The sequence below is a fragment of the Bradyrhizobium sp. UFLA05-108 genome (assembly GCF_059803455.1).
In genome coordinates, this window is the sequence record NZ_JBANAZ010000005.1 from 132,952 (window position 1) to 159,422 (window position 26,471).

Consider the following 26,471-nt stretch of genomic DNA (forward strand, 5'->3'; position numbering starts at 1 on the left):
CTAGACGAAACCCAATCGCTCGACGAGCGCAAAGATCCAGAAGGCGCCGGCCATCAGCAGCGCCACGCCGACGGCAGCCGAGCCCATGTCCTTGACCCGCCCGATCTGCTTGTCGTGGTCCATGGTGAGACGGTCGGCGAGCTTCTCGATCGCAGTGTTCAGCAGTTCGACCACGAGCACGAATGCGACAGCACACACCAGTTCGACCGCGCGCATCGCGGTCACGGCGATGAACCAGGCCAGCGGAAGCGACAGCAGGAGCGCAAAGATCTCCTCACGGACGGCCTGCTCCGAGCGAAACGCAAAGGCCAGACCGTTACGGGAGTTGATCGTGGCCTTCCAAATCCGCAGCAAGGTCTTAGAGCCCCGCTGCGAACGGCATCGGCTTGGCCTTGCCGACGCGTTCCTGCTTGAGGAGCTCCGCGACCAGGAAAGCCATGTCGATCGATTGCTCGGCGTTGAGGCGGGGATCGCAGACCGTATGGTAGCGGTCGTTGAGGTCCTCGTCCGTGATCGCGCGCGCGCCGCCGAGGCATTCAGTGACGTCCTTGCCGGTCATCTCCAGATGCACACCGCCGGCATGCGTTCCTTCCGCCGCGTGGATCGCGAAGAACGACTTCACCTCCGAGAGGATGCGGTCGAATGGCCGGGTCTTGTAGCCCGTGGTGGAGGTGATGGTATTGCCGTGCATGGGATCGCAGGACCAGACCACCACACGCCCCTCGCGCTGCACCGCGCGGATCATGTTCGGCAGATGCTCGCCGACCTTGTCGGAGCCGAAGCGGCCGATCAGGGTCAGCCGTCCGGGCTCGTTGTCGGGGTTGAGCACGTCGATCAGCTTGAGCAGCTCGTCGGCCTTCAGCGACGGGCCGCACTTCAGCCCGATCGGATTCTTGATGCCGCGGAAATATTCGACATGGCCATGGTCGAGCTGACGGGTGCGGTCGCCGATCCAGATCATGTGGCCTGACGTGGCGTACCAGTCGCCGGTGGTGGAATCGACGCGGGTCATCGCCTGCTCGTAGCCGAGCAGCAGCGCCTCGTGGCTGGTGTAGAAATCGGTCGCGCGCAGCTCGGGATGGCTCTCGAGATCGAGGCCGCAGGCGCGCATGAAGTTGAGCGCGTCCGAGATGCGGTCGGCCAGCTCCTTGTAGCGGCGGGACTGTGGAGAATCCTTCAGGAAGCCGAGCATCCACTGGTGCACGCTGCCGAGATTGGCGAAGCCGCCGGTCGCGAACGCGCGGAGCAGGTTCAGCGTCGCCGCCGACTGGCGGTAGGCCATCAGCTGCCGCTGCGGATCCGGCACACGCGCTTCCCTGGTGAACGCGATGTCGTTGACGATATCGCCGCGATAGCTCGGCAGCTCGATACCTTCAACCTTCTCTGTCGGCGAGGAGCGCGGTTTTGCGAACTGGCCGGCGACGCGACCGACCTTCACCACGGGGACGGCGCCCGCATAGGTGAGCACGACCGCCATCTGGAGCAGCACGCGGAAGAAGTCGCGGATGTTGTTGGCGCCGTGCTCGGCAAAGCTCTCGGCGCAGTCACCGCCCTGGAGCAGGAAGGCCTCGCCGGCCGCGACGCGGGCCAGCGCCTTCTTCAGGTTGCGCGCTTCGCCGGCGAACACCAGCGGCGGAAAGCTCGCAAGCTGCGCCTCGACATCGGCCAACGCCTTCGCATCGGGATAGTCGGGGACCTGCAGCACGGGCTTGCTGCGCCAGCTCTCGGGTGTCCACCGCTCGGACATCGCAAATCCTCTTTCTCAAAGCAAAAACTGCAACCTGATCTGTGGGTTGCGCGAGCCGCCTTATACACAGGCTAGCATCGCCTCGCCAGTTGTAAATCCATTTACGCATGCAAGCCCTTGCGGGCAAAGCCGAATTCACATTTGCTGGGGACTGCGGGAGAAACTTTGGGGCGTACGCTGCTCATGGACGCGGCACTCGACGACGTCTTTATCGACGACATCACTTTCCCGGCCGTCGACGGGTATTCGCTAGGCGGCACCCTGTTCCTGCCGCGTGGCGCCAGGCGTCACGCCGTCCTGATCAATTCTGCCACCGGTGTCCCGCGAAAGATCTATCGCGGCTTTGCCTCCTACCTCGCCCATCGCGGCTGTGCGGTCCTGACCTACGACTATCGCGGCATCGGCGACTCCCGCCTGCCGGCGCTGGTCGGCCACAACCAGCCGAAATCGCTGGTCGGCTTCAAGGCCTCGATGTCCGACTGGGCCGCGCTCGACGTCACCGCCGCCGTCGCCTGGATGCGCGAGCGCTATCACACACTGCCCCTCAACTATGTCGGCCATTCCTTCGGCGGCCAGGCGCTCGGGCTGATCGCGAACAACGGCGAGATTTCCCGGGCGCTGTTCGTGGCGTCGCAAGCCGCAACGTGGAAACTGATCCCGCCACCGGAAAACTACCGCGTGTTCGCGTTCATGAATTTCATCGGCGTGCCCGTGGCTCATCTGCTCGGCTACGCGCCGGGCTGGCTCGGCATCGGCGAAGATTTACCCAAGGGCGTGTTCCTGCAAGGCACCAAATGGGTGAGCAGCCCGCGCCACCTCTTTGATTCCAGGTTGCCGGCGCTGGCAAACTTCGCAAGCTACAAGGGCGCGCTGCGCGCCCTCACCTTTTCAGACGATCCCTGGGCGACGCGGTCCGCAGTCGAGCTGCTCTGCGCCGGCTTCACCGCGATCAAGCCGGAGGTGGTCACGGTCAAGCCGTCCGACATTGGCGTCAAGACAATCGGCCATTTCGGCTTCTTCCGCCCCGCCCACCGCGACGCGCTCTGGCGCGGCATGGCCGAATGGATCCAGGGGGAGTGACGGCTAGCGAATGACGGTCGTCAGCGACGAGTAGCGCTTGTTCAGCTTTGCTTCGGTCGGCGAGAACTGCGCGAAGGCGTCGCTAACGCGGACCGCCGGCGGCGTGTCGCTCGCGAAGCGAAACTCTTTCGGCCGCGGCGCATAGAAGTCGCGGCTGTAATAGGCATCGTCGAAACGCGTCTCGCTGATGCCGAACAATGCGTCGCAGACGAACAGGAGTGCGCACACTCCCGCAACCGCAGCGACGATCTCCTTGAAAACAGACATGTTGAGGCCCCACCCTTTTCCGGGAGGATGCAGGTGGGTTCCAAAGGCCGGGTTTAAGACTGCGCGGCATTTGTCGGGAGAGTTGCTCGCGGGTCGGCGAATTGCAGACAATTTGAACGAATGCGTTAGCGTCGGCGCAACGCGCGGCACGCCTCCTCGCTGGTCCCCTGAGAGCAAGAAGACGTTTTCGCTAGACTGCGTCGCCTCTCACGCGCCGCAACGTCTCCGACGGCAGCTCACCGAACCTGTCGCGATATTTTCCGGCAAAATGTCCGAGATCGCTGAACCCGGCATCGAGCGCCGCCGTCGTCACTGACCCCTGACCATCATCAACGAGCAGCCGCTCGCGCGCGCGTTCAAGCCGGCATGTCAGTATCCAGTCGCGCGGCGAATAGCCGAGATAGCGCTGAAAATTCTCCTGCAGCGAGCGCAGGCTGACGCCGAGCCCGGCCGCGAGCTTCGAAATCTCGATCGGCTGGTCAGCATGCGCCTTGATGTAATCGCGCGCGCGGCGGACGATGGCCGGGCTGCGGTCGATATGGCTCACGGAGAGCGCCTGCGCGACGCGTGGAAACATTGCGGCCGTCACCAGATTGACCAGCATCTCCTCGGTCGCAGCCGCCGCCAGCGGCCCCATGCCGATAGCGTTCAGGCTGGTCATCTCGGCCATCGCTGCGTTCAAGTGCCGGGCGAGCGCAGCGGCGACCGGCGCGCCGAGATCGAGACCTTCGCTCAACTCGGACAACAGCACGTCCGCATCCTGCGTGCGGCCGGTCAGCCGCTCGGCGCGTTCGACCGCGACGTTCCCAGGCACATAGAACACCAGCACGGAGGCGTCCGTGACCTCGAGCTTCGACCGCTCGAATGGCCGGCCGATGCTGGCCTGGCGCATCGGGTGATAGTCCTGCAGATTGTCGCCGCGACCGCGGCGGAAGCCGCCCGTGACGGGGATCGAGACGTGCAGGGAATCGTCAGTGCTGCGCTCGACGCTCAAGCCGGCCAGATCGACCCGCATCAGTTGCGCCGCGCCGAAATGGATCGCCTTGAAATCGATCGTTACGCGCCGCGTCTGCCCGAGCCGCTCGACGCGGGCATCGCCGCCGTACATCGCGTGGGCGAGCTCGTTCGCTGCATCCAGCGTCAGTGTCTTCGAAAATCCCCGTGCGGACAGGTCGTCCAGTCGATTGGGCATGACGACATCCCAAGCCCTCGGTTTGACGCGAAACCGAGGCTCATCCCGCGCAAAATACCAAACCGCCGCGCATTCGCCATATCGGCTTAAGTTCCAGGCGGTTATCTATGGTTCATGGGACGGCATTGCCGGAAGGTATTTTAATGCCGCCCCTGTGAGGAAACGCCTCGAACCGCAGCTGCCCTCAGCGGCTGCCTCAAACACCAAAAAGACTGCTCAGTCGTTCGCCCCTGCACGGTCGAGCGCATTGAACCATCCATGAAGCGCTTGCCGCGTCACGCGCTTTGCTCAATCCGGCGCGCGGGAGTTCCATCGCCTTCATCCGCGCGCCGGTCCCATCCGATGCCCGAGACAAGGAGGACCACGGCTCTTGGACGACGCTCGAGTTGAGAAACGAAGATGCCCGTCCGTTGGCTGAAGCCGTCGCGAAACCTGATCATCGAGCACTTCACCGATTTCGATCAGTTCCGTCCCACCGAGGTGCTCGGCGGCGGCACCAGCATTCCGCTCGAACCGCGACACTTCTCGGTGTTCCGCGCCAGCCTGCCACTCCCAGACAGCCTCATGGTCATGCAGCGCTCCTTCGCGCGTCATCTGGAGGCGGACATCGGCATCGATCGCGGCGTCGGCCTCATCGTACCGCTCGCCGCGCATTCCGTCGTAAATGGCCGCGAGATCGACAACTCCATGATTGGCCTCGTGCGCGGCAAGGTCCCGATGCGCGCCATCGAGCGCTACGCCAACACCTATCTGATGCTGCGCTTCAACTCCGACATGCGCCATCGCGGTTGGGCCGATTTCAACGCCGGGCTCGAGTTCTACCGGCTTGCCGACGAGCCGAGGCAGTGCTTGCGGGCTGCGATCCTCGACATGTTCTGCCTGGCGTCGGGCTGCAACGATCCCGGACAATTCGAGGCCATCAACCGTCCGATCCAGGAAACGCTGCTGGGCGCGCTCGACGCCGCGTTCGTTGCCGACGCCGCGTCGCGCGCGCGCCCCGGATCGTTCGACAGGCATCGCCGGCTGATCGCGCAGCTCGACGAGCAGGTCATGCTGCTCGGGAGCGTACCGCTCTACAGCGACGATCTCGCAACCGCCCTGAATGTCTCCGTGCGGACGCTCCAGGCCGCCGCACAAACCGTCCACGGCATGAGCCTGCATCATTATCTGCGGGCGAAGCGGCTATGGACCGTCCGCAAGCAGCTCGTGAGCGGAAGCACAGGTCTCACCGTCAAGGCCGCAGCGCTGGCCAATGGCTTCTGGCACATGGGCGATTTCGCCAAAAGCTACAAGTCGGCCTTCGACGAGACGCCCTCGGAGACGCTGGCGCGGGCGCGCCACATCTGAGCAAGGCGAAAGCGCGGGCTCAATGGCCGACAGCCTTCGCGTGATCGGCCGCCCTGCGATGTGCGGCCTCGCTCAGGCGATCGACCCAGGCGATCCCGATCGCGGAGACGATGAAGGTGATGTGGATGATGACTTGCCACATCACGCCGCTCTCGGTGAAATTGCTGCGCGCGGTGCCGAGATTGCCCGCCTCGATGAAGGTCCTGAGCAGCGAGATCGAGGAGATGCCGACGATCGCCATCGCAAGTTTGATCTTGAGCACGCTGGCGTTGACGTGGCTCAGCCATTCCGGCTCGTCAGGGTGGCCGCGCAGGTTGAGACGCGAGACGAAAGTCTCGTAACCGCCGACGATTACCATCACGAGCAGATTGGAGATCATGACGACGTCGATCAGCCCGAGCACGGTCAGCATGATCTGCTGCTCGTTGACGTCGAACCAGTGCGCGGCGAGATGCCAGAGCTCCTTGAGGAACAGCAGGACATAGACGGCCTGCGCGACGATGAGGCCGACATAGAGCGGCAATTGCAGCCAGCGCGAGCCGAAGATCAGGCGCGGGACCAGGCCGAGCTGCGGGGACGCAGCGCGGCTCGAAGGTGCTTGGGATTCAGACGTCATGGATCACTCCGGAATGCGGACGAAGTCAGAAAGGCTGGGATCAGAGGCTGGCGATGACGGGCGCGAGCTCAAGCGAGCCGCGCCAGATCATCTCGAAGGCGACATAGACGATGATGGCGAGACCGACATAGGCGATCCAGCGCTGCTTCTGGAGCACGCGGCCGAGCAGATCGGCGGCAACGCCCATCAGCGCGACCGACAGCAACAGGCCGAAGGCCAGGATGAACGGATGCTCGCGTGCGGCGCCCGCGACAGCCAGCACGTTATCGAGCGACATCGAGACGTCGGCGGCGACGATCTGGATCGCGGCCTGCCGAAACGTCTTGCGCGGCGCCGGCGCGCCGGCCGAACTGCCTGCTCCGGCGTGGCCGAAGACCAGTTCGCCATGGCCTGCAGCCTGCTGGCGCAATTCGCGCCACATCTTCCAGCAGACCCACAGCAGCAGCACACCGCCGGCCAGCAGCAGGCCGAGCACCTGGAGAAGCTGCGTTGCAACGCCGGCGAAGACGATGCGCAGCACGGTCGCAGCCGCGATGCCGACGATGATGGCGCGGCGGCGCTGGCCGGCGGGCAGGCCCGCCGCGGCAAGCCCGATGACAACGGCATTGTCGCCGGCGAGCACGAGGTCGATCAGCACGACTTGAAACAGTGCCGTCAGCGCGTCGGGGGTGATGAATTCGCTCATGTCCGATCATTCGGACGCGAGGCGGCATCGAGCCAGTGCGGCTTGCGGCGCTCGATCCAGTCCAGGACCTTCGAGCGCTGCGCGCGGAGGCCAGGCACGTCCTCGGCAAGCAGTGCGAGGCCCAGCGGCAGCATCCAGATGCCGAGCACCGGCAGGAACGACAGCACGCCGCCGGCGACGAGCAGCGCGCCGGCAGGCATCCTCACCCAGCGGCTTGAAGGTCGCAGCAGATAGGTGACGGTGCCGGCCACGCGCGGCGGCAGGCGACTGATGAGCGCGTCAAGGCGCGGATCGCCACCGGCCGCCTCGCCGGTGGCGCGCTGGCGCGATCTTGCGTGATCGTCGATGCCTGCGCTCATGCTCACGCTCCGGATGCGGGGCGGCCCTCGCTGCGCGCTGCGACCGGGGCGACCGGCTTCGATCGCGGCAGCACCAGCGTGAGCAGGCGGAGCAGCTTGATCGCCTGCACCTCATGAGGATGCACATCCTCGTCCGCCGCGGCGACGCGCTCGGAGATGTCGACCAGATGCGCGGCCAGCGGCAGGTCCGAGACCGGGCGCAGCGTGTCGATGACGACATTGGCAAAATCTGGCTGCTCGAGCCGCTCGGCAAGCTCGTCGAACATCGCGGCCAGCCGTGCTTCGGAGATGTGCGGGGCGAGCCCGCGCTCCCGGATGAAGCGCGTCACCTCCTCGCGCTCGACTGCAGCGACACGGCGGTCGGCGACGGCCACCAGCGCGCCAGCAATCACGAGCGCGGCGGCTGCCTGCTCGTGCAGACTGGACGGTTCGGTGATCTCGCCCCGGATGGGGCTCAAAGGTTCTGCGTCAGGCATCATAGCTCCTCAAGCTTACGGTTGTGACCGCACGCGGGAAGCGACGAGGATGGCTGGTCGATGAGAGCAGGTGCGCTGGGCCCAACGATCGTCCAATCCAAGCGCATTCGCGCGCGGGACAGGTCATCCGACATCACGAGGTTGGCCGAGGGGATCGGCGGCCTCGTCAGAGGGGCCCGGATTCTGTTGAAGCGAGAGATAAAGTTCGTCCCTGCCAAATCAAGCCGGCCGAGCTGCGACCAGCAGCCGCGGGAACGCAACGTGCCGTTCATAAAATCGCCATCAAGGGATATCCCGCCCGTTTACCTTGTTCGGTGGCCTGCCCGGTGGCAATCTCGCAAACTGAGACCGAAGAGAGCCAGTCATGTCGCGCGCAGGCGCAAAATCGCTTCCCCAATTGAGCGTCCGGATCGATCTGGATGCCGAGGACCGGATCGGGCCCGGCAAGATCCAGCTCCTTGAGAACATAAGGGAGCACGGCTCGATCTCGGCCGCGGGCCGTGCCATGGACATGTCCTACAAGCGCGCCTGGGATCTCGTCGATGAGATCAACCGCATCTGCGGACACGCCGCGGTCGAGCCCCAGACCGGCGGCAAGAACGGCGGCGGCGCGATGCTGACCCCGTTCGGCGCCGCGCTCGTCGCGCGCTACCGCAAGATCGAGCGCGACGCAGCGCGCGCCGTGCGCAAGGAGCTGATGGCGCTGAAGACGGACATCAAGCGCTCACGGAAGGCGTGAGCGGTCCGAACGGCTTTGGAGGTGCACTCAGGAAGGCTTAGATGTCCGCTTCTGCCGGAAATGCGGGCGGCCTAGCCACCCCGTCTCACACTGTCGAGAAATTGTTCGCGTTCGCCAGGCGCGTAACCCTGGGAAGCTCCCGGATACGGTCCATCGTAATCATTGTACGGCGCCGCCCGGTAGTGGATCGGCGGCGCATCTGGCGCGTAGGCAAAGCCCGAAGCGGGATCCGAGGCGATCGTGCCCTGATCGGGACGAGCAATAGCGTGCCGCTGGTGCGCGCGATGTACCGTAGCCGCGCTCGCAGAACCACACAGGATGATCAAAAGGCTCAAGGCCAAGATAGAACGCATCGCTTTTTCTCCAAACGACCGCCATGGCTGCTTAGGTAAGGCTCGCGTCGCACCGTCCCAACAAATAGCGACTTCACGAATAGTCACATCGGCGGCATCAAGGGTGCTGGGCCTCTCGCGGCATGGCCATCCTACGACGACTACGGCCGCTGCCTCGTCGAAGTACGGACGCGGGGGGCATAGTGGGATTGCTTACACTGAGCCCTTCCCCTGCTGGGGCGGACTTGAATTAGGTAGCAGTAATATCTTTGCCAACGGCCATAAGACCGTCCTGCTTGACGGCCCCTTGAGCTATTGCTTCCAACGTGACGCCAAATGACCCTGCACAAACCGTCGCGCCGACTGCACCCACCGTCGGCGCGGCTGCACCGGTTCCAAACAGGGCGAGCAGAATGCGGGCGTCGGCGTTCTTCTTGTTGAGCCTGCGAACGACATCTTGAATCTTGGCGGTGGACGGCTGGCCGACGTAGCAGAGGCAAGCAAGCGAGGTGTCCGCCATATCGAGCGAAAAGAATTTCGCCGTTGATAGCGCGTCCGCCTCTTCCGCCATCGCCTCGATACCACGGTGCCGCAGCAAATAGGACAACACCAGCGCCGTCGCTTCGTCGAGCTTTCCGGAGCCTGGAATGCAGAGCACCGAACGCGGCGATCTGTTTTCCTCCTCAATCAACTTGCGTTGCGTCCTTGCTTGCTCGATCGCGATCGCGGCACCGGGGCTCGAGCTCATGTCCTGAGCCGGCGAGTCCAAATCGTGGTGCGCTTCCAGGTCGGCCACCAGTTCGTCGACTGTTGAAGCAATACGATTTAACCGTTCTTCGTCGAGATGGCCTAATCGGCGGTCGGCTTCTGCGAGCCTCAATCCCTCAAGCAGGATCGTGTCACAGTATTCCTCAAGCGACGCCCGTTTGAGGAACTCATGCGCTTGTTCCGCCGCTTCAAGGGGATCCCCCGCCAGCATCCGTTGATAGGCCAGCTGAGGCGGGCTCAGAGGAGGTCGGTCGCCCAACATGATCTCGAGGAATTTGAGCCGCTCGACATGTCGTCCCGCGACAACGAGACAGATCGTCAGAGGCGTCGCCATGACCAGTCCGACTGGGCCCCAAAGCCACGTCCAGAATGACGCAGACAGGATGATTGCGACAGGAGACAGGCCGGAACTATGGCCATAGATCAATGGTTCGAGGACCTGTCCTGCGAGCAGTTCCAGGATCACAAACAATAGAGCTGTCAGCACCAACATTTGCCAGCCCGAACCAACGGCAGCAGCGAGAATGAGCGGAAAAATGGCTGAGATCAGCGCACCAATGTAGGGAACGAACCGCAGGATCATCGCTAACAGGCCCCACAACGGAGCGGAGGGCACGCCAATCAATTCGAGACCTAAGCCGATTGCCAGACCGAACACTGCGTTGAAGATAATCTGGGTCAGGAAGAGTTTGCTCAGGCGCTTGCCCGCGTCATCAAGGGCTGCCGTCGTGCGCTGAATGTCGCCCGAGCCGGCAAGACGGACCAGGCGATTCCTCAGATCCTCGCGTTGCAGCAGGATGAAGGTCACGAAAATGACGACGATTCCCGTCGTCGTGAGCGGCGAAAGCAAAGGCTCGATAATTTTGGCGAGCGTTGTGAGAGCACCTGGGTCGGGCTGCTTGACTTCAACGGGTATCGGAAGCGTTCTGTCTGTTGCTTGTCTCGCGAGCCCATTGTCCGGCCTGCCAGTGGTCGCATCACCACGTTGCAACTCTGTCCCCAGTTCCTTGAGAACGGTGGAGGCCTGTTCCAACGTTCCGGAACCACCCATCAACCCGCGAAGGCTCTCGATCTTGTCACTCAGAGTTTGCTGATATCCGGGCAGCCTGGCGGCCAGGCGCGTTGCCTGCGAGACCATAAGCCCGCCTAAACTGAATATGATCGCAAATCCGAAGAAGACGACTATGAGTACAGAAGCCGTGCGCGGAACTCGCCATGAATATAGACGGATGACGAAGGGCGCGAGAACGAAGCTCAAGAGAACGGCCAGAGCGACCGGAACGAAAACTTCCCGGCCAAAATAGAGCGCAGCAATAATCAGTGCTGCAACGGCCATATTTGTCAGCGCACTTCCCCGCCGCTGCGTTATTTGCTTGGGCTTCTCCTGCAACTGCGTGGCCCTCGCTCTTAGCCGAGCGACGGTCGCTGCGGCTTCGATGAAACCTCACGAACCCAAACCCAGTGCCGCTCCAGCTGGAGTTGGGTTCTGCAATGCGAATGGACGATTGCCGGTCGTGCGCTACCCTTTTGGCGCCCCATAATTCTACGCCTCTTTTCCACCTCGGGTAAGAACAAAGTAAGAGGGTGCCCGCCATCTCAGCGAATCCCTGCTGCTCGGCTCACGCGTGAGCACGTCGATCTCGACGGATTGATGGATCTGCGGCGCAGGGTCTATGCGCACACGGCCTAGTTCGGCCGCACCGTCATCTCCGGTGCCGGCTGGACCAGCGCCTCGCTCAGGAGGCTCTGCTCCGCCTTCGGAATCGAGAAGCGAACCTTGAAGCCATCTTCCGTTTCCAGCGTGATGATGCGCTGGGTCACGTCCGTCGATTGCTCGACCACCCAGGACGCCAGCGGATAGGCGTAGCGCAGGCTCTGGTCGCCATAGCGGGCTTTCAGCGCGGCTTCGAGCAGGCCCGGCAGCGTCATGATCAGGGCGCCGACCTGATTGAGGGAGACGTGAACCGCGCCCGAATTTCCCGATGCATCCTCAAAACGCAGCGAGATGGCGCCCCCATCGGCGGCGACCTCGCAGGTCGTGAGCGACTTGACGCTAATTTCCATCACAGGCTCCGAGGCACTTGTCGTTATATTCAACACGATATATCGTTGCTCTACCCGACGTCTAGCCCGGTTTTGATCGCTTTTCCCAATCGGGTGATTGGCGAAAACTCGGCCATCGTGATATATAATGGGATATAGCGAGGCCGATAACGGCCCGTTTTGACAGGGAGCGAACAAGCCAATGAGCGACTACAATCTTCTCATCGACGGCAAGATGGTGCCCGGCGACCTGACCATGCCCGTGCTCAATCCCGCGACCGAGGACGTGCTGGCGCAGTGCCCGCGCGCCTCGAAGAGCCAGCTCGACGCCGCCGTGGCCGCGGCGAAAGCCGCCTTCCCGGCCTGGGCTGCGACGCCGATCGAGGAGCGACGCAAGCTCGTGATCAAGATGGCCGACGTGATCGAGGCCAATTCCGGTGAGCTCGCGCGCCTGCTCACCTCCGAACAGGGCAAGCCGCTCACGGATGCCACCGGCGAAGTCCTCGGAATGGCAGCCTTCTTCCGCTATCTCGGCTCGCTCGAACTGTCGATGCGGGTGATCGAGAATTCCGGCGACCGCAAGGTCGAAGCGTATCGCCGGCCGCTCGGCGTTGTCGGCGCTATCATTCCCTGGAACTATCCGCTGCTGATCCTCAGCTTCAAGCTGCCGTCAGCGCTGCTCGCCGGCAATACGCTGGTGGTCAAGCCCGCGCCGACCACGCCGCTCGCAACGCTGCGCTTTGCCGAGCTCGTCAAGGACGTACTGCCGAAAGGTGTGCTCAACATCATCACCGACGCCAACGATCTCGGCGGCGAGATGACCAAGCATCCAGACATCCGCAAGATCTCCTTCACCGGCTCCTCGGCGACCGGCCAGAAGGTGATGGCAAGCGCAGCGCAGACGCTCAAGCGTATTACGCTCGAACTCGGCGGCAACGATGCCGGCATCGTGCTCGACGACGTCGATCCGAAGAAGGTCGCGCCGGGAATCTTCGAAGGTGCATTCCAGAATTCCGGTCAGGTTTGCCTTGCGATCAAGCGACTGTACGTTCACGAGTCCGTCTATGACGAGCTCTGCAACGAGCTGGTCGCGATCGCCAAGAGCACCGTGGTCGATGACGGATCGAAGCAAGGCACCAAGCTCGGGCCGCTGCAGAACAAGATGCAGTACGAGAAGGTAAAGGCGTTCCTCGAGGACGCGCGCAAGAACGGCAACGTCATTGCCGGCGGCGCGGCGATGGACCGTCCCGGCTATTTCATCGAGCCGACCATCGTGCGCGACATCCAGGAGGGCTCGAAACTGGTCGACGAGGAGCAATTCGGCCCCGTGCTGCCGGTGATCAAATATTCCGACAAGGATGACGTGATCCGTCGCGCCAATGCCACGACCTACGGTCTCGGCGCCTCGGTATGGTCGTCCGATGTCAAGCGCGCCCACGAGGTCGCGAGCCAGCTCGAGTCCGGCACGGTGTGGATCAACAAGCATCTCGACATGGCCCCGCACATCCCGTTCGGCGGCGCCAAGCAATCGGGCATCGGCACCGAGTTCGCCGAGGAAGGCCTCGCCGAGTTCACCCAGCTTCAGATCATCAACGGGCCGCCTGCGGCCTGACCAACACGCGGGGTCGCGGCGCACGCCGCGGCCCCGCTCATTCTCGGGAAAGCGGAGGCGGACGATGTTCGATGCACAATGCGATCTTGCCGCCCTGGTCTATGCGCCAAATCAGGATCCCGACACCATCTTGCGCGGCTTCGCGGCCGACCTGAATGCACGCGGCATCCGCGTCGTAGGCATGGTGCAAGCAGGCCATTGCGCCGACGCCAGCCTGTCGGCGCTGATTCTCCACAGCGGCGAGAAACTACTCCTGGCGCAGGACCTCGATCCCGCCGCGAGCGGTTGCCGGCTCGATCTCGCGCGGCTCCAGAATGCCGGCGAACGGATCGCCGAGGCGTTGGAGAATGGCGCCGACCTCGTGATCATCAACCGCTTCGGCAAACGGGAGCGCAATGGCAAGGGGCTGGCCTATCTGATCGAGCAGGCGCTCGATGCCGATATCCCCGTGGTGATCGCGGTGGCGCGCGATCACTTCGCCGACTGGATCAAGTTCGCCGGAGGGATGAGCGTCAAGCTCAGCTGCGACCACCAGGCGCTCGATGCGTGGTGGCGAGCCGTCTCGGCGCGTGGTGCGGACCTGATCCCCGATCAGCATCTCACGGTTTGCGAAGTTCTGAAGTAAACGATCTGCGCCTTGCCGTCCTCACGGCCAGTCGGCGAAATTCAGCGTCGGCTTCGACCGTCCCATCGCGCCACGGGCGCCGGCGCGCCGCCGCCAGGTACCGGGGGCTTCGCCGGCGTGCTTGCTGAAGAAGCGGCTGAAATAGGCCGTGTCCTTGAAACCGAGCGCGAACGCGATCTGTTTCACGGTCGCGGCGCTCGCTTCCAATCGTGTGGCCGCTTCCCTGACGACACGCTGCTGGATCAGGGCGCTCGGTGACCGTTTCAGCTCCCGGCTGCACAGGGCATGCAGGCGGTCCGGCGTCACGCCGAGCAGGCTGGCGTAATCGGCGACCCGGAGTTGCTGATGGTATCGCTCCTCGAGCAGACTGCGGAAGCGGCTCAGGATCTCCGCGCTGCTGCCTTCCTCTTCCAGATCACTGTCGCTGGCAAAAAGACGCCAGAAGCGCAATGCAATCAGCGTCAGTTCGGCGGACATGATCGACGCGGCGCCGCTACGCGCCGGTGTCGCGATCTCGGTCGCAATCGCGGCAATCGAGCGCGACACGGTGGTGACGAGGCCGGGATCGACCGGAAGCGCCATGATCCCGTCGGCGCGATCGAGAGCCAGATAGGCCGCCTCGGCCGACGGCGGAAGGTAGCGATGCCACGCGCCCGATTTCAGACGGAGCAGCTCTGCGGTCGTGCCCGCCGCCACGTCCAGATAGTTGGCGCATCCCGCCGGCAGCCAGGCGATGGCGGGGCCGGGCAATGCGATTCTCTCACCCTCGCGACGGAGGTCCGCGACGCCACCGCCGTGCAAACAGAGCAGGTGAATGAAGGGCCGCGCCGCCCTGGAATCGAGCGACCAGCGCCGCGGCTCATAGTGCGACACGATGACCTCGGCGCCGATCGCAGCTGGTCCACTGGGCGGGGCGACAATGGGAACGCGCACGGCGTCCGCGACAGCTCGACGCACTTGGCCGGCGTGACCAGAAACGTGCAATCTTTCGCCGGATCTGTCCATTGAAGGACAAAAGCCGAAGGTGCTTGCTGGGTCAAGTCCCGGCCACGGCACCTCCAGAAGCTGCCGAGCAGAAAATCCGGGATGGAGAGGAAACGACGCACATTCATCCCTGCGAGCGATCGCATGGGAGAAACATGGAGGGAGACTCGACATGTTCTTAACGAACCGTCGAACGATGCTGCGCATCACCAGCCTGACCGCGATGGCCGCAGCGCTCTGGACCTTGACGTCCGCCGCCGAGGCGCAAGACAAAATCCGCATCGGCTACGCGATTTCCAAGACCGGCCCCTATGCCGGCGGCGCGAGCATCACCACGCTGCCCAACTACGAATTGTGGGTGAAGGACGTGAACGCGGCCGGCGGCATCAAGCTTGGCGACAAGCGACTGCCCGTCGAGGTCGTCGAATACGACGATCGCTCGAGCTCGGAGGAAGCGGTGAAGGCGATCGAGCGCCTCGCCAATCAGGACAAGGTCGACTTCATTCTGCCGCCCTGGGGAACGGGCCTCAATCTCGCGGTCGGCCCGACCCTGAACAGGCTCGGTTACCCTCACCTCGCCGTCACCTCGGTCACCGACAAGGCGCCGGAGCTCGCCAAGCGCTGGTCGAACGCGACCTTCTGGCTCGGCACGTCCGCGCAGATCTCGGAGGCGCTTGCCGAATTGCTGGGCAAGCTGAAGAGTGAAGGCAAGATCGGCGGGAATGTCGCGATGGTCAGCGTCGCTGATCAGTTCGGCATCGAGCTTGCCGCCGCCGGCCGGGAGGCCTTCAAGAAGCACGGCTTCACGCTCGCTTACGACAAGACCTATCCGCTGGGGTCGCAAGATCTCCAGCCACTGCTCAATGACGCGATCGCGGCCAAGCCCGATGCGTTCATCGCCTTCAGCTATCCTCCCGATACCATCGCGCTGACCGAGCAGGCGCAACTGCTGAAGTTCAACCCAAAGATCTTCTATGTTGGCGTCGGCACCGCCTTTCCGCTTTACAAGGGCAAGTTTGCCGCCAACAGCGACGGCGTGATGGGGATCGGCGGCTGGAACGCGGACTCGCCACAACTGAAGGACTATCTCGCGCGCCACAAGACGGCCACTGGAAAGGAGCCGGATCGCTGGGCCAGCCCGATTACCTATGCAAGCCTCCAAGTGCTCCAGCAGGCGATCGAAAAGCTCGGCAAGGTGGATCGGGCCGCGGTCGCGGCGGAAATCCGCTCCGGCACGTTCGACACCATCATCGGTAAGGTCAAGCTGAAGGATGGACTGCTTCAGGAAGTCTGGAGCGTCGGTCAGTGGCAGAACGGCGAATTCTACGGGCTTGCACCAACCTCGCTGCCGGGCGCGCGCGCACCCGTGGTGCCGAAGCCGCAGTGGCAGTGACGCCAACCCGGCAGGCAGGTCTCGCCGTGAGACCCGCCCGCCGGAGCGCCAACAGGACACCACTTCATGCTGCTGTTCGATATCGTCCTGCCCGGCCTTGTGCTTGGGGGCATGTATGCCCTCATCGCACTGGGCCTGACGCTGCAATACGGTGTGGCGCGCGTCATGAATCTCTCCTATGGCGAGTCGCTCATCGCGGCCGCGTTCGGTGCGCTGTCTCTCTACACCGGTCTCGGATTGAGCCCGCTGGCGGCGCTGCTGCTCGCCGTGCCCTGCGCGATGGCGTTGAACTGGCTGCTCTACCGCTTCCTGCTCGAAAAGCTGATGCGACGCGGCAAGGACAGAGGCGCGCAGGAGGTCGATAGCATCCTTGTGACGTTCGGCGTGCTGTTCGCCATCCAGGGCATCATGCTCGTCGCATTCGGCGGCCAGTATTACAGCTACAGCTATCTCTCCATTCCGGTCGTCGTGCTCGGCACGACGCTTGCCGTCAACAGGCTCGTCGCGCTGCTGTTTGCCGCCGTGATTGGCATCGCCGTCTATCTGGCGCTGACGCGCACACGCGTCGGCACCGCCGTACGCGCCATCGCAGTCGACGGCAACGCAGCGCGGCTGGTCGGCATCGACGTGCCGGCGCTGTCGGGCCTTGCCTTTGCCTTCGGTGGCGGCCTGGTGGCGGTCGGCGGCGTGCTGGTCAGCATGTTCCTCACCTTCAATGCCTCGATGGGCGTGGTCTTCACCATGAAGGCGCTCGTCGTCGTAATCATGGGTGGCGTCGGCAACGTGATGGGCGCGCTCGTGGCTGGGCTGATGCTCGGCGTCGTCGAAACCGCAGTCGCACGTCTGCTCGACCCCGGCCTGACGCTTGCCGCCACCTATGCGCTGTTTCTCGCGGTTCTGCTCATCCGACCGACCGGCCTGTTCGGAAGGGCCACCTCGTGATCGCAAGCCCCACCAAAACGCTGGCATGGTGCGCAGGCATCGCTCTCGCCACGGCCATCGTCGTCTACCCGCTCTACGCCAACGGCTACTATCTCGCGCTCGGCATCAGCATCCTCTATTTCACGATCCTTGCGACCGCCTGGGCGATGTTCTCAGGCCCGACCAGATACATCTCGCTTGCGACCGTCGCTTTCTTCGGCATCGGCGCCTACACCGCGGCGGTGCTGGGCGAGACCTGGCCCTGGCCGGCCGTGTTGCTGGCGGCGGCAGCGCTCGGCGCGCTCGTTGCCGCCATCACCGGTCTCTCCACGCTGCGATTGTCCGGCATCTACTTCGTGATCTTTTCCTTCGGACTCGCGGAGCTCATCCGGCAGCTCGTGATCTGGTACGAAGTCAACGTACATAGATCGGTCGGCCGCTACCTCTTCAGCGCCGTGACCCAGGACGTTCTCTACTGGCAGCTTCTCGGCCTCGCCGCCATCGTCTTCCTGACCGGTTTTTTTCTCGGCCGCTCCCGCTACGGCCTTGCGCTGCGCGCGATCGGTGCCGACGAAACCGCCGCCAGTCATTCCGGGATCGACGCCACCCGCATCAAGCTCGCGGTGTTTATGCTGAGCGCCGTCTTCATGTCGGTAACCGGCGCAGTGATGGCGCCGCGCTGGACCTATATCGATCCGTCGATCGCCTTCAATCCGATGATCTCGTTCCAGGTCGTCATCATGGCGCTCTTGGGCGGCGCCGGCTCGCTATTTGGCCCAGTGCTTGGTGTCATTCCCCTCGTCCTTCTGTTCGAAGTCCTCACGGCGACGCTGCCGAACCACTTCAGCATCGTGCTCGGCGCGATCTTCGTGATCATCGTCCTGCTGCTGCCGAAGGGTGTGATCGGGCTGATCGAGCCGCGGCGGCGAAATGAACTGGCGGACAGTGCCATACCTGCGGGAGGCAGCGAGCAAAGCGGACCGCTGCTTCTGGTCGACGGCGTCGGCAAGTCGTTCGGCGGCCTGCGCGCGGTCGATCGGGTCAGCTTCGAGGTCGCACGCGGACAGATCATCGGGATCATCGGTCCCAACGGCTCGGGCAAGACGACTCTCCTGAACATGCTCTCCGGCGCGCTGGTGCCGTCGTCGGGCGCGATCCGGTTCAACGGCGCTGATATCGGCGGGCTTCGACCGCACCGGATCGCCCGGCTCGGGCTTGCCCGCACCTTCCAGCTCGTGCGCGTGATGTCGGACCTGACCGTCGCAGAGAACGTTGCCGCCGCAGCCTATTTCAGCGGAGGATCGGCAGCACCGAACCGCGGCGGGGAAACCAGCGGCGAGCTGCTCGATCTCGTCGGCCTCGGCACCATGCTTGATACCCCCGCCGGCGAGCTGACCTATATCGACCAGAAGCGCCTGGAGCTTGCGCGCGCGCTCGCGCTTGCGCCGCAACTTGTGCTGCTCGACGAATGGCTCGCCGGCCTCAATCCGAGCGAGCTCGAGACCGGGATCGCCTTGATCGCCAGGCTGCGCGACCGCGGCATGACCATCATCATGGTCGAGCATGTCATGGATGCGATCCGCGCGCTGTGCGGGCATTGCATCGTGATGAATGCGGGCAGCGTGATCGCGCACGGTGTCCCTGACACGGTCTTGTCCGACCCGACGGTCGTGGCCGCCTATCTGGGAGACGCTGATGCTTGAAGTCGCCGCGCTCTCCCACTTCTACGGCAAGCATCAGGCACTCGCCGACGTGACGCTCGATATTGCCCGCGGTGAGATCGTCGCGATCCTTGGCGCAAACGGCGCGGGCAAGTCGACGCTCCTCAAGAGCATCGCCGGCCTCATCGATCCCGCTCCCGGCGCAAGCATACGCTTCGACGGCGCGGACCTCATCGCGCTTCCGGTCCATCTGATCGTCGAACGCGGGATCGCGCTCGTGCCGGAAGGGCGCGGCGTGTTCGGCGACCTGACGGTTGCAGAGAACCTCCAGCTCGGCGCCTACCCCGCCCGCGCCCGCGCCGGAGAAGCGGAAAGGCTCGCGAAGATCCTGGCACTGTTTCCCCGCCTGACCGAGCGGATGGCGCAGACGGTACGGACCATGAGCGGCGGCGAGCAGCAGATGGTCGCGATCGGGCGCGCCCTGATGTCCAATCCACTTCTCCTGCTGCTCGACGAGCCATCGCTCGGCCTCTCGCCCTTGCTCAGCCGCGAGGTGTTTCGCGCGCTGGCGCAGATCCGCGACAGCGGCGTCAGCGTGCTGCTCGTGGAGCAGAACGCGCGCGCCAGTCTCGACATCGCCGACCGCGTCTATCTGATCGAACAGGGCCGCAACGCAGGCTCCGGAGTGGCCGGCGAGATGAAGAACAACCCCGACGTCCAGCGTGCCTATCTCGGCAAGGGGCGCGCACCTGCAACTGCCTAATCCCCCAGCAACCCATGGAGAGCCCCATGAACGCAATCGACCTTCTCATCGGCGGCAAAGATCAGTCGGCCAGCGACCAGCGGACATTCCAACGTCTCAATCCGATCAGCGGCGAGATCGCAACCATCGTGGCGGCGGCCTCGGTCGACGATGCGATGCGCGCCGCCGATGCGGCTGCAGCCGCGTTCCCCGCGTGGTCGCAGCTCGGGCCCTCCGAACGCCGCAAGCGCCTTAGCGCCGCGGCCGACATCCTCGCGCGACGTGCCCCCGAGTTCACCGCGCTGATGGTCGCCGAGACCGGCGCCACCGCAGGCTGGGCCGGCTTCAACGTGCATCTGGCGGAGGGCATGCTGCGCGAAGCCGCCGCGATGACGACGCAGATCTCCGGCGAGATCATCCCGACAGACAAGCCCGACAATCTGGCGATGGCCCATCGGCAACCGGTCGGCGTCGTGCTCGGGATCGCACCGTGGAACGCACCCGTGATTCTCGGCGTCCGCTCGGTTGCCATGCCGCTCGCCTGCGGCAACTCCGTGGTGATGAAGGCCTCGGAAATGAGCCCCGGCGTGCACCGGCTGATCGGAAGCTGTCTGGCCGAGGCGGGCCTCGGCGATGGCGTCGTCAACGTGGTGACCAATGCGCCGGAGGACGCGCAGGCCGTGGTCGAAGCCCTGATTGCGCACCCGGCGGTGCGGCGCGTGAACTTCACCGGTTCGACCCGGGTCGGCCGTCTGATCGCGCTCGCCTGCGCCAAGCATCTGAAGCGCGTGCTGCTCGAGCTCGGCGGCAAGGCCCCGCTCGTCATCCTCGACGATGCCGACCTTGATGCGGCGGTAAACGCAGCTGCGTTCGGGGCATTCATGAACCAGGGCCAGATCTGCATGTCGACCGAACGCATCGTCGTCGACGACAAGGTGGCCGACGCCTTCGTCGCCAAATTTGCAGCGAAGGCGAAGGGCCTGCCCTACGGCGATCCGCGCAAGGGCAATGTCGTTCTGGGCTCACTGGTGAGCCAAGCCGCCTGCGACCGCGTCGGCGGCCTGATCGACGATGCCCTCGCCAAGGGCGCTGCGATCGCGGCGGGCGGCCGCGGCAACGGCGCCATCATGCCCGCGACGATCGTGGATCACGTCACGCCGGCGATGCGCATCTATGGCGAGGAAAGCTTCGGCCCCGTCGTCACGGTCGTCCGGGTCAGCGGCATCGACGAGGCCGTGCGCATCGCCAACGACACGGAGTATGGGTTGTCCTCCGCGGTATTCGGCCGCGACATCGCACGCGCGCTCGACGTTGCCAAGCGCATCGAGGCCGGCATCTGCCACGTCAATGCACCGACCGTGCACGACGAGCCGCAGATGCCGTTCGGCGGCACCAAGGCCTCGGGCTATGGCCGTTTCGGCGGCAAGGCCGCGATCGACGAGTTCACGGAGTTGCGCTGGATCACGGTGCAGACCGGGCCGCGGCATTATCCGTTCTGAGATCGGCCGAGCCGGCGCGCCAAACGCCAATGGCGCGCCGCAAGCTACTCGTCCCTGAGCGCGGCGAGCACCTGTTCGCCGAGCTCGGTCAGGCGGTAGGTCACCAGCGGACGGCTCGACGGCGGCTTGCGCGCGAGTTCGACGACGTAGCCGCGCACCATCAACGCTTCGAAGCTTCCATAATAGCCATGCATGCTGATCTCGCTCTGCCGCTGCGCCCTGAACTCGCGTAGCGCGCGGATCTCGTTGCCCGACAACAGCGACCTGCGGACGCGCTGTACCAGCCTCGCCTTCTGCTGGAGCCAAGTCTCATCGGGCAACACGCGCGACGGCTCGACCATCTCGTCGCAGGGCTCAGTCTCCGGGACCGCTTCCGCTGGCTCCATTGCCCCTGTGCCGACCGATTGCTTGACGAGATCGAGCGCCGCGATCGGCCACCGGCGGCTCCTATCCACCATGACCGGCGGCGGCACGACATTGTCGCGCACCAGTTGTTCGAAACGGCCGGCGGTGACGCCGACATAGGCAGCCGCGCGGCGCCGATCGATCAAACCATGCGGCTCCGCCGCCTCCAGCGCGCACGCGCTCTTCCCGTCCACCGCCCAGTCCCCCTCTTCGCCCGCCCCTGGCGGCCGCGGCGGAAACTAGGCCTAAGGGCTGCTCTCGAAAAGAAGAGAATTTCGTACGCCTTGCTGCCGAATCGGCAACGGCTATAGTCGAGCGATGCGATTTCATGCCCCCGCCCTCTATTACTTTCACGCCGTGCGCCGGACCGGCTCGATCCGGGCTGCCGCGCGGACCCTCAACGTCGCCTCGTCGGCGGTCAGCCGACAGGTCCTCAAGCTTGAAGAGGAGATCGGCGCGCCCCTGTTCGAGCGGACGGCGCGCGGCCTGACGCTGACCACGGTCGGCGAGATGCTGGCGCGGCACGTCATGACCGTGCTCCAGGACCACGACCGCTTCCGCTCCGACGTCCAATCGCTGTCCGGCACCTGGCGTGGCTCGGTGAGCATCGCCTGCATCGAGTCGCTCGCGGAATCGCTTCTGCCCGACCTGATCGCCTCGCATCGCAGCCGCGCCCGCCGCGTTACCTTCACCACGCAGGTGATGGGATCAGCCGACGTGCTGGACGCACTGAGCCGCGGCGAAGCCGACATCGGCATCGCCATGGCGCTGCGTCATCCCCAGGATCTGCGCCAGGTCGCGCTGAAGCGCTTCCGGCTAGGGGCGATCGTCGCGGCTGATCATCCACTGGCGCGGCGCCGGACCGTGACGTTGGCGCAATGCCTCGCCTTTCCGATCATCCACGCGCTTCCGGAGCTGTCGATCTATCACCTGTTGCAACCGCTCATCGCGCAGCTTGCCGAGACGCCCGAGCCCGCCGTGCAGGCCAATTCGATCGACCTGATGCGCGAATTGGCGGCACGCGGCGTCGGCGTTGCGATCCAGACCCAGATCGGCGTCGGTCGCCTCGCGAAGAGCGGACAGCTCAAATTCCTGCCGCTGGACAACGCCGGCAGTCCGGTGTGGTCCGACCTCGGCGTCTATGTCCGCGCCGAACGGGTGCTGCCCGCCTATACGGAGTCGCTTCTCCAGGAACTGGTGCGCGAACTCGGCGATCGCGAACGGCAGGAGAATGCCGATCACGGCAAGGTCGGCGCGTAACCGCACACGGCCCATTTGCGCCGAAAGACCCTCTGGATGAGGAGAGGATAAAGAGTCCGCTGCCCTCGAATTACTCTGCCGCTTGCCGCACGTGGCGCGCGGTTGGCGTGCGCATGGTGACGAGCTCTTCGGCCGCTGTCGGGTGCAGCGCGATGGTCGCGTCGAAATCGGCCTTGGTCGCCTTCATCTTCACGGCGATCGCGACCGCCTGGATGATCTCAGCCGCGGCATCGCCGACGATGTGGCAGCCGAGCACGCGGTCGGAGCTGCCGTCGACGATGAGCTTCATCAGCACGCGGGTGTCGCGGCCGGACATCGTAGCCTTGATCGGGCGGAATGTCGCCTTGTAGATGTCGACGTGGCTGAATTGCGCGCGCGCTTCGGTCTCGGTGAGGCCGACAGTGCCGACCTCCGGCTGCGAGAACACGGCGGTCGGGATGTTGGCGTGGTCGACCCGCACCTCGCGCTTGCCGAACACGGTGTCGGCAAAGGCGTGGCCCTCGCGGATCGCGACCGGCGTCAAATTGTGGCGATGGGTGACGTCTCCGATGGCGTAGATGCTGTCGACCGAGCTCTTCGAGAAACCGTCGACCGCGATACCGCCGTTCTTCGGATTGATGGCAACGCCAGCCTTCTCGAGGCCCAGATTGGCGACGGCGGGATGGCGGCCGATCGCAAACATCACCTGGTCGGAGGCAACGCTCGAGCCGTTCGACAGATGGGTGGTGAACTCGTCACCGTGACGATCGACCTTGCTCACCGTGCAGCCGGTGAGGATGGTGATGCCCTGCTTCTCCATCTCGCTGCGGACATGGGCGCGGACGTCGTCGTCGAAACCGCGCAAGATGTTGTCGCCGCGATAGATCACGGTGACGTCTGAGCCGTAGCCGGCGAAAATGCCGGCGAATTCCAGCGCGATATAGCCGCCGCCCTGGATCACGATCCGCTTCGGCAGCTTCTTGAGATGAAACGCCTCGTTGGAGGAGATGACATGCTCGATGCCGGGGATCGCCGCGCCATGGTTGGGCGCGCCGCCGGTGGCAATCAGGATGTATCTTGCCGTGATCGTCTTGTCGTTCTCGAGCAGGCGGATGGTGTGGGCATCCTCGATCACCGCGCGGCTCTTGACGATGCGCGCGCCCGACTTCTCGACATTCGTGGTGTAGGCCGCCTCGAGCCGCGCGATCTCCTTGTCCTTGTTGGCAATCAGCGTCGGCCAGTCGAAGCTTGCGGACGGGATCGTCCAGCCAAAGCCCGCGGCATCCTCGATCTCGTGGCGGACATGCGATCCGATCACGAACAGCTTTTTCGGCACACAGCCGCGGATCACGCAGGTACCGCCCATGCGGTACTCTTCCGCGATCATCACGCGTGCCCCGTGACCGGCCGCGATGCGAGCGGCGCGCACGCCGCCCGAACCACCACCGATGACAAAGAGGTCGACGTCGAATTCAGCCATTGTCCACTCCGACCTCCTTGCCTCTCGTCCTCGTCAGATGTCCTTGCCGCGCTTCTTCATCTCGGCGCGGAACGCGCCCGCGACGACCTCGGAGAAATTCTGCGCCCACGAATTCGTGAAGGCCATGCCCTGTTCGATCGCGCGCGGCTCGGCAGTAATCAGCTTCTGCCCCAGCGGAGACTTGTAGAACGTCACGAGATCCTTGAGCTCCTGCTCGGTGAACTGAGCAGCATAGGCCTGCGCCATGCCTTCGCCGATCTCCTTCTCGCGGCCCGTGAGCTGCTGCACCACGATCGGCGCCAGCTCGTTGAGGTCCTTCTGGTAGTTGAGGTTCTGCCCGATCAGCGCGCCCTTGACCTTCTCCACCATGCCGGGAACGGCGTTGGCATACAGCGCGTTCGCGTTCTTCATGGTCAGGATTTCCTTGGCGGCCGCGATCGCCGCGGGCGAGGCCTTGGGCGCTGCCGCCTGCTGTGCCGCCGCCGGGACGACGCCAAAAGCGAGTCCCAAGCCCGCCAGTCCCAAGCCTGCCAGTCCCAAGGCGAGTCCGGCCACGGGCAGCATCTTCAAAACGCTCTTCATTCCTAGTCTCCTTTCGGCTTTCGCCGTTCAATCACGCGGATTCCCTCGCCGCCCGCCAGAACGGCAGAGCCGGCCAAGCCGATGAACAGTCCATGCTCCACCACGCCGGGGATCGCGCTCAGCGCGACCGCGAGCCGTGCCGGATCCTCGATCCGTCCAAGATGGGCATCGAGGATCCAGTGGCCACCATCGGTGACGAAAACGTGGCCGTCCTTGGCCTTGCGGAGCGCCATTTGCCCGGAAACGCCGGATTGCGCAAACGCCTTCTCGATCGCCCGCCGTGTCGCGCCGAGCCCGAACGGAATGACCTCCACCGGTAGTGGGAAACGGCCGAGCGTCGGGACCCATTTGCTGTCGTCGGCGATCACGATCATGCGGTCTGAGGCGGCGGCGACGATCTTTTCGCGGAGCAGCGCGCCACCGCCGCCCTTGATCAGGTTGAGCTCGGGATCCACTTCGTCAGCACCGTCGACGGTGATGTCGAGATGGTCGATCTCGTCCAGCGTGGTCAGCGGCACGCCGCAACGGACCGCGTCGGCGCGCGTGGCTTCCGAAGTCGGCACGCCAATCACCTTGAGGCCGGCGCGCACGCGCTCGCCGAGCAGCTCGACGAAATGCTTGGCCGTCGATCCGGTGCCGAGACCGAGCTGCATGCCGTCGCGCACCTCCTCGAGGGCGCGTGCAGCCGCCTGTCGCTTCAACTGGTCCATGTCCACGTTCGGGCCTGCCCTTTGTGTGTGTCTTGAATGCCTCACTTGAGATCTCATTTGGGAGACCGCCGAAATAAGTCGCATTCGGCGGCCTATCTAGCCCCGTTTTGGCCCGGAGAACAGGCCTGCGGAAGGAAGTTATAAGCTGATCTTATGGCGGCTCCGCTTGCAGAAGCTTCACCTTGCCGGTAGCGCATGATCATGACCGCTCACACCATCGTCTTCGATCTCGACGGCACGCTAGTGGACACGGCGCCCGACCTGATCAGCGCGCTGAACCACGTGCTCGAGCGCGAGGGCCTGCCGCCGGTGCCGATGCAATCGGCCCGCAACATGATCGGCGCCGGCGCGCGCAAGCTGATCGAGCGGGGCCTGGAGGCCGAAGGCCGGATCGTCGGCGTCGCGGACATCAACCGATTGACGGCGGATTTCATCGCCTATTACGCCGACCATATCGCCGATGAATCGCGCCCGTTCGAGGGGCTGGAGGCCGCCCTCGATCACCTCGCGGAGCGTGGCCACAGGCTCGCGGTCTGCACCAACAAGCTTGAATGGCTCTCCAGGCGGCTGCTCGACGCGCTGGGCCTGAGCCAGCGCTTTGCCGCCATCTGCGGCGCCGACACCTTTGGGGTACAGAAGCCCGACCCGACCATCCTGCGCGAGACCGTTGCCCGCTCCGGCGGACAGCTCGCCGCCAGCATCATGGTCGGGGATGCCGGAACCGACGTGGGGGTCGCGCGGCGCGCCGGGGTTCCCGTCATCGGCGTAAGCTTCGGCTATACCGACGTGCCGATCGAGGAACTCAAGCCAGACCGCCTGATCCACCATATGCGCGACCTGCCGGCAGCGGCGACGAGTCTGATGGGGTGCCTGAAAATCGAGGCAAGCGCCTGATATCGCTACGAAACCCGCCGCATTAACCATCTACTAACTACGCGCCCTCGGCGCGTTGCGTGGGTAAACCGAC

27 protein-coding genes are annotated in these 26,471 nt (G+C 64.5%); 12 read left to right on the forward strand and 15 right to left on the reverse strand.

Annotation, left to right across the window (positions count from 1 at the left end; genetic code table 11):
* A complete protein-coding gene (locus SO140_RS05640; RefSeq protein ID WP_449378875.1) occupies positions 1 to 354 on the reverse strand; it encodes a diacylglycerol kinase in 354 nt (117 codons plus the stop codon).
* A 4-nt stretch (positions 355 to 358) separates the two neighbouring features.
* Positions 359 to 1,747, reverse strand: a complete 1,389-nt coding sequence (locus tag SO140_RS05645; protein WP_449378876.1) for a class II 3-deoxy-7-phosphoheptulonate synthase — start codon at positions 1,745 to 1,747, stop codon at positions 359 to 361.
* 183 nt (positions 1,748 to 1,930) lie between these two features.
* Here SO140_RS05645 and SO140_RS05650 point away from each other — a divergent pair, with 183 nt between their 5' ends.
* On the forward strand, positions 1,931 to 2,827 hold the full coding sequence (locus SO140_RS05650; protein WP_449378904.1) for an alpha/beta hydrolase family protein: 897 nt from the start codon (positions 1,931 to 1,933) through the stop codon (positions 2,825 to 2,827).
* A gap of 3 nt (positions 2,828 to 2,830) precedes the next feature.
* Here SO140_RS05650 and SO140_RS05655 read toward each other — a convergent pair whose 3' ends face one another.
* The gene (locus SO140_RS05655) at positions 2,831 to 3,094 is read right to left on the reverse strand and encodes a hypothetical protein (RefSeq protein ID WP_449378877.1); all 264 of its coding nucleotides are present in this window, start codon (positions 3,092 to 3,094) and stop codon (positions 2,831 to 2,833) included.
* Positions 3,095 to 3,284: 190 nt separating this feature from the next.
* Positions 3,285 to 4,286, reverse strand: a complete 1,002-nt coding sequence (locus tag SO140_RS05660; protein ID WP_449378878.1) for an AraC family transcriptional regulator — start codon at positions 4,284 to 4,286, stop codon at positions 3,285 to 3,287.
* A 399-nt stretch (positions 4,287 to 4,685) separates the two neighbouring features.
* On the opposite strand from SO140_RS05660, the gene SO140_RS05665 reads away from it, so the two are divergent.
* On the forward strand, positions 4,686 to 5,633 hold the full coding sequence (locus tag SO140_RS05665) for a helix-turn-helix domain-containing protein (RefSeq protein ID WP_449378879.1): 948 nt from the start codon (positions 4,686 to 4,688) through the stop codon (positions 5,631 to 5,633).
* Between the two features lie 19 nt (positions 5,634 to 5,652).
* Here SO140_RS05665 and SO140_RS05670 read toward each other — a convergent pair whose 3' ends face one another.
* Genes SO140_RS05670 through SO140_RS05685 form a run of 4 tightly spaced genes read right to left on the reverse strand, consistent with a single transcriptional unit; the run spans position 5,653 to position 7,769 of the window.
* Positions 5,653 to 6,249 carry a TIGR00645 family protein gene (locus SO140_RS05670; RefSeq protein WP_449378880.1) on the reverse strand — a complete coding sequence of 199 codons (597 nt, stop codon included), beginning with the start codon at positions 6,247 to 6,249 and terminating at the stop codon, positions 5,653 to 5,655.
* 40 nt (positions 6,250 to 6,289) lie between these two features.
* A complete protein-coding gene (locus SO140_RS05675; protein WP_449378881.1) occupies positions 6,290 to 6,934 on the reverse strand; it encodes a YjbE family putative metal transport protein in 645 nt (214 codons plus the stop codon).
* Positions 6,931 to 7,293, reverse strand: a complete 363-nt coding sequence (locus SO140_RS05680; protein ID WP_449378882.1) for a hypothetical protein — start codon at positions 7,291 to 7,293, stop codon at positions 6,931 to 6,933. The genes SO140_RS05675 and SO140_RS05680 overlap by 4 nt, the downstream gene beginning before the upstream one ends.
* Positions 7,294 to 7,295: 2 nt before the next feature.
* Positions 7,296 to 7,769, reverse strand: a complete 474-nt coding sequence (locus tag SO140_RS05685) for a TerB family tellurite resistance protein (RefSeq protein ID WP_449378883.1) — start codon at positions 7,767 to 7,769, stop codon at positions 7,296 to 7,298.
* Positions 7,770 to 8,133: 364 nt separating this feature from the next.
* On the opposite strand from SO140_RS05685, the gene SO140_RS05690 reads away from it, so the two are divergent.
* Positions 8,134 to 8,508 (forward strand): winged helix-turn-helix domain-containing protein, encoded by a 375-nt coding sequence (locus tag SO140_RS05690; RefSeq protein WP_449378884.1) that lies wholly within the window; start codon positions 8,134 to 8,136, stop codon positions 8,506 to 8,508.
* A 582-nt stretch (positions 8,509 to 9,090) separates the two neighbouring features.
* Here SO140_RS05690 and SO140_RS05695 read toward each other — a convergent pair.
* Both SO140_RS05695 and SO140_RS05700 read right to left on the reverse strand, forming a co-directional pair.
* Entirely contained in the window at positions 9,091 to 10,998 is a 1,908-nt protein-coding gene (locus SO140_RS05695; protein ID WP_449378885.1) for an AI-2E family transporter, read from the reverse strand.
* 296 nt (positions 10,999 to 11,294) lie between these two features.
* Positions 11,295 to 11,672 carry a hypothetical protein gene (locus tag SO140_RS05700; protein ID WP_449378886.1) on the reverse strand — a complete coding sequence of 126 codons (378 nt, stop codon included), beginning with the start codon at positions 11,670 to 11,672 and terminating at the stop codon, positions 11,295 to 11,297.
* Positions 11,673 to 11,853: 181 nt separating this feature from the next.
* Here SO140_RS05700 and SO140_RS05705 point away from each other — a divergent pair, with 181 nt between their 5' ends.
* Together SO140_RS05705 and SO140_RS05710 are read left to right on the forward strand one after the other, a co-directional pair.
* Entirely contained in the window at positions 11,854 to 13,263 is a 1,410-nt protein-coding gene (locus SO140_RS05705; RefSeq protein ID WP_449378887.1) for an aldehyde dehydrogenase family protein, read from the forward strand.
* A 64-nt stretch (positions 13,264 to 13,327) separates the two neighbouring features.
* Entirely contained in the window at positions 13,328 to 13,888 is a 561-nt protein-coding gene (locus SO140_RS05710) for a DUF2478 domain-containing protein (RefSeq protein ID WP_449378888.1), read from the forward strand.
* Between the two features lie 21 nt (positions 13,889 to 13,909).
* On the opposite strand, the gene SO140_RS05715 is transcribed toward SO140_RS05710, so the two are convergent.
* Complete coding sequence (locus SO140_RS05715; protein WP_449378889.1) at positions 13,910 to 14,638, reverse strand: helix-turn-helix domain-containing protein; 729 nt, start codon at positions 14,636 to 14,638, stop codon at positions 13,910 to 13,912.
* A gap of 406 nt (positions 14,639 to 15,044) precedes the next feature.
* Here SO140_RS05715 and SO140_RS05720 point away from each other — a divergent pair, with 406 nt between their 5' ends.
* From SO140_RS05720 to SO140_RS05740, 5 genes are all read left to right on the forward strand, one after another.
* Positions 15,045 to 16,265, forward strand: coding sequence for an amino acid ABC transporter substrate-binding protein (locus SO140_RS05720; RefSeq protein ID WP_449378890.1), 1,221 nt, complete (start codon positions 15,045 to 15,047; stop codon positions 16,263 to 16,265).
* A 66-nt stretch (positions 16,266 to 16,331) separates the two neighbouring features.
* Complete coding sequence (locus SO140_RS05725) at positions 16,332 to 17,207, forward strand: branched-chain amino acid ABC transporter permease (RefSeq protein WP_449378891.1); 876 nt, start codon at positions 16,332 to 16,334, stop codon at positions 17,205 to 17,207.
* Positions 17,204 to 18,889 (forward strand): branched-chain amino acid ABC transporter ATP-binding protein/permease, encoded by a 1,686-nt coding sequence (locus SO140_RS05730; protein ID WP_449378892.1) that lies wholly within the window; start codon positions 17,204 to 17,206, stop codon positions 18,887 to 18,889. Before SO140_RS05725 ends, SO140_RS05730 begins: the two co-directional genes overlap by 4 nt.
* Entirely contained in the window at positions 18,882 to 19,610 is a 729-nt protein-coding gene (locus tag SO140_RS05735) for an ABC transporter ATP-binding protein (RefSeq protein WP_449378893.1), read from the forward strand. The genes SO140_RS05730 and SO140_RS05735 overlap by 8 nt, the downstream gene beginning before the upstream one ends.
* 26 nt (positions 19,611 to 19,636) lie before the next feature.
* Complete coding sequence (locus SO140_RS05740) at positions 19,637 to 21,088, forward strand: aldehyde dehydrogenase (RefSeq protein ID WP_449378894.1); 1,452 nt, start codon at positions 19,637 to 19,639, stop codon at positions 21,086 to 21,088.
* 44 nt (positions 21,089 to 21,132) lie between these two features.
* On the opposite strand, the gene SO140_RS05745 is transcribed toward SO140_RS05740, so the two are convergent.
* Positions 21,133 to 21,687, reverse strand: coding sequence for a hypothetical protein (locus SO140_RS05745; protein ID WP_449378895.1), 555 nt, complete (start codon positions 21,685 to 21,687; stop codon positions 21,133 to 21,135).
* 124 nt (positions 21,688 to 21,811) lie between these two features.
* Here SO140_RS05745 and SO140_RS05750 point away from each other — a divergent pair, with 124 nt between their 5' ends.
* A complete protein-coding gene (locus tag SO140_RS05750) occupies positions 21,812 to 22,753 on the forward strand; it encodes a LysR substrate-binding domain-containing protein (RefSeq protein WP_449378896.1) in 942 nt (313 codons plus the stop codon).
* A gap of 70 nt (positions 22,754 to 22,823) precedes the next feature.
* Here SO140_RS05750 and gor read toward each other — a convergent pair whose 3' ends face one another.
* Genes gor through rpiA form a run of 3 tightly spaced genes read right to left on the reverse strand, consistent with a single transcriptional unit; the run spans position 22,824 to position 25,510 of the window.
* Positions 22,824 to 24,212 carry a glutathione-disulfide reductase gene (gene gor / locus SO140_RS05755; protein WP_498540085.1) on the reverse strand — a complete coding sequence of 463 codons (1,389 nt, stop codon included), beginning with the start codon at positions 24,210 to 24,212 and terminating at the stop codon, positions 22,824 to 22,826.
* 33 nt (positions 24,213 to 24,245) lie between these two features.
* Entirely contained in the window at positions 24,246 to 24,794 is a 549-nt protein-coding gene (locus tag SO140_RS05760; RefSeq protein WP_449378898.1) for a DUF2059 domain-containing protein, read from the reverse strand.
* Between the two features lie 2 nt (positions 24,795 to 24,796).
* Positions 24,797 to 25,510 carry a ribose-5-phosphate isomerase RpiA gene (gene rpiA, locus SO140_RS05765; protein WP_449378899.1) on the reverse strand — a complete coding sequence of 238 codons (714 nt, stop codon included), beginning with the start codon at positions 25,508 to 25,510 and terminating at the stop codon, positions 24,797 to 24,799.
* A 192-nt stretch (positions 25,511 to 25,702) separates the two neighbouring features.
* Here rpiA and gph point away from each other — a divergent pair, with 192 nt between their 5' ends.
* A complete protein-coding gene (gene gph / locus SO140_RS05770; protein WP_449378905.1) occupies positions 25,703 to 26,398 on the forward strand; it encodes a phosphoglycolate phosphatase in 696 nt (231 codons plus the stop codon).
* Positions 26,399 to 26,471: the final 73 nt, after the last annotated feature.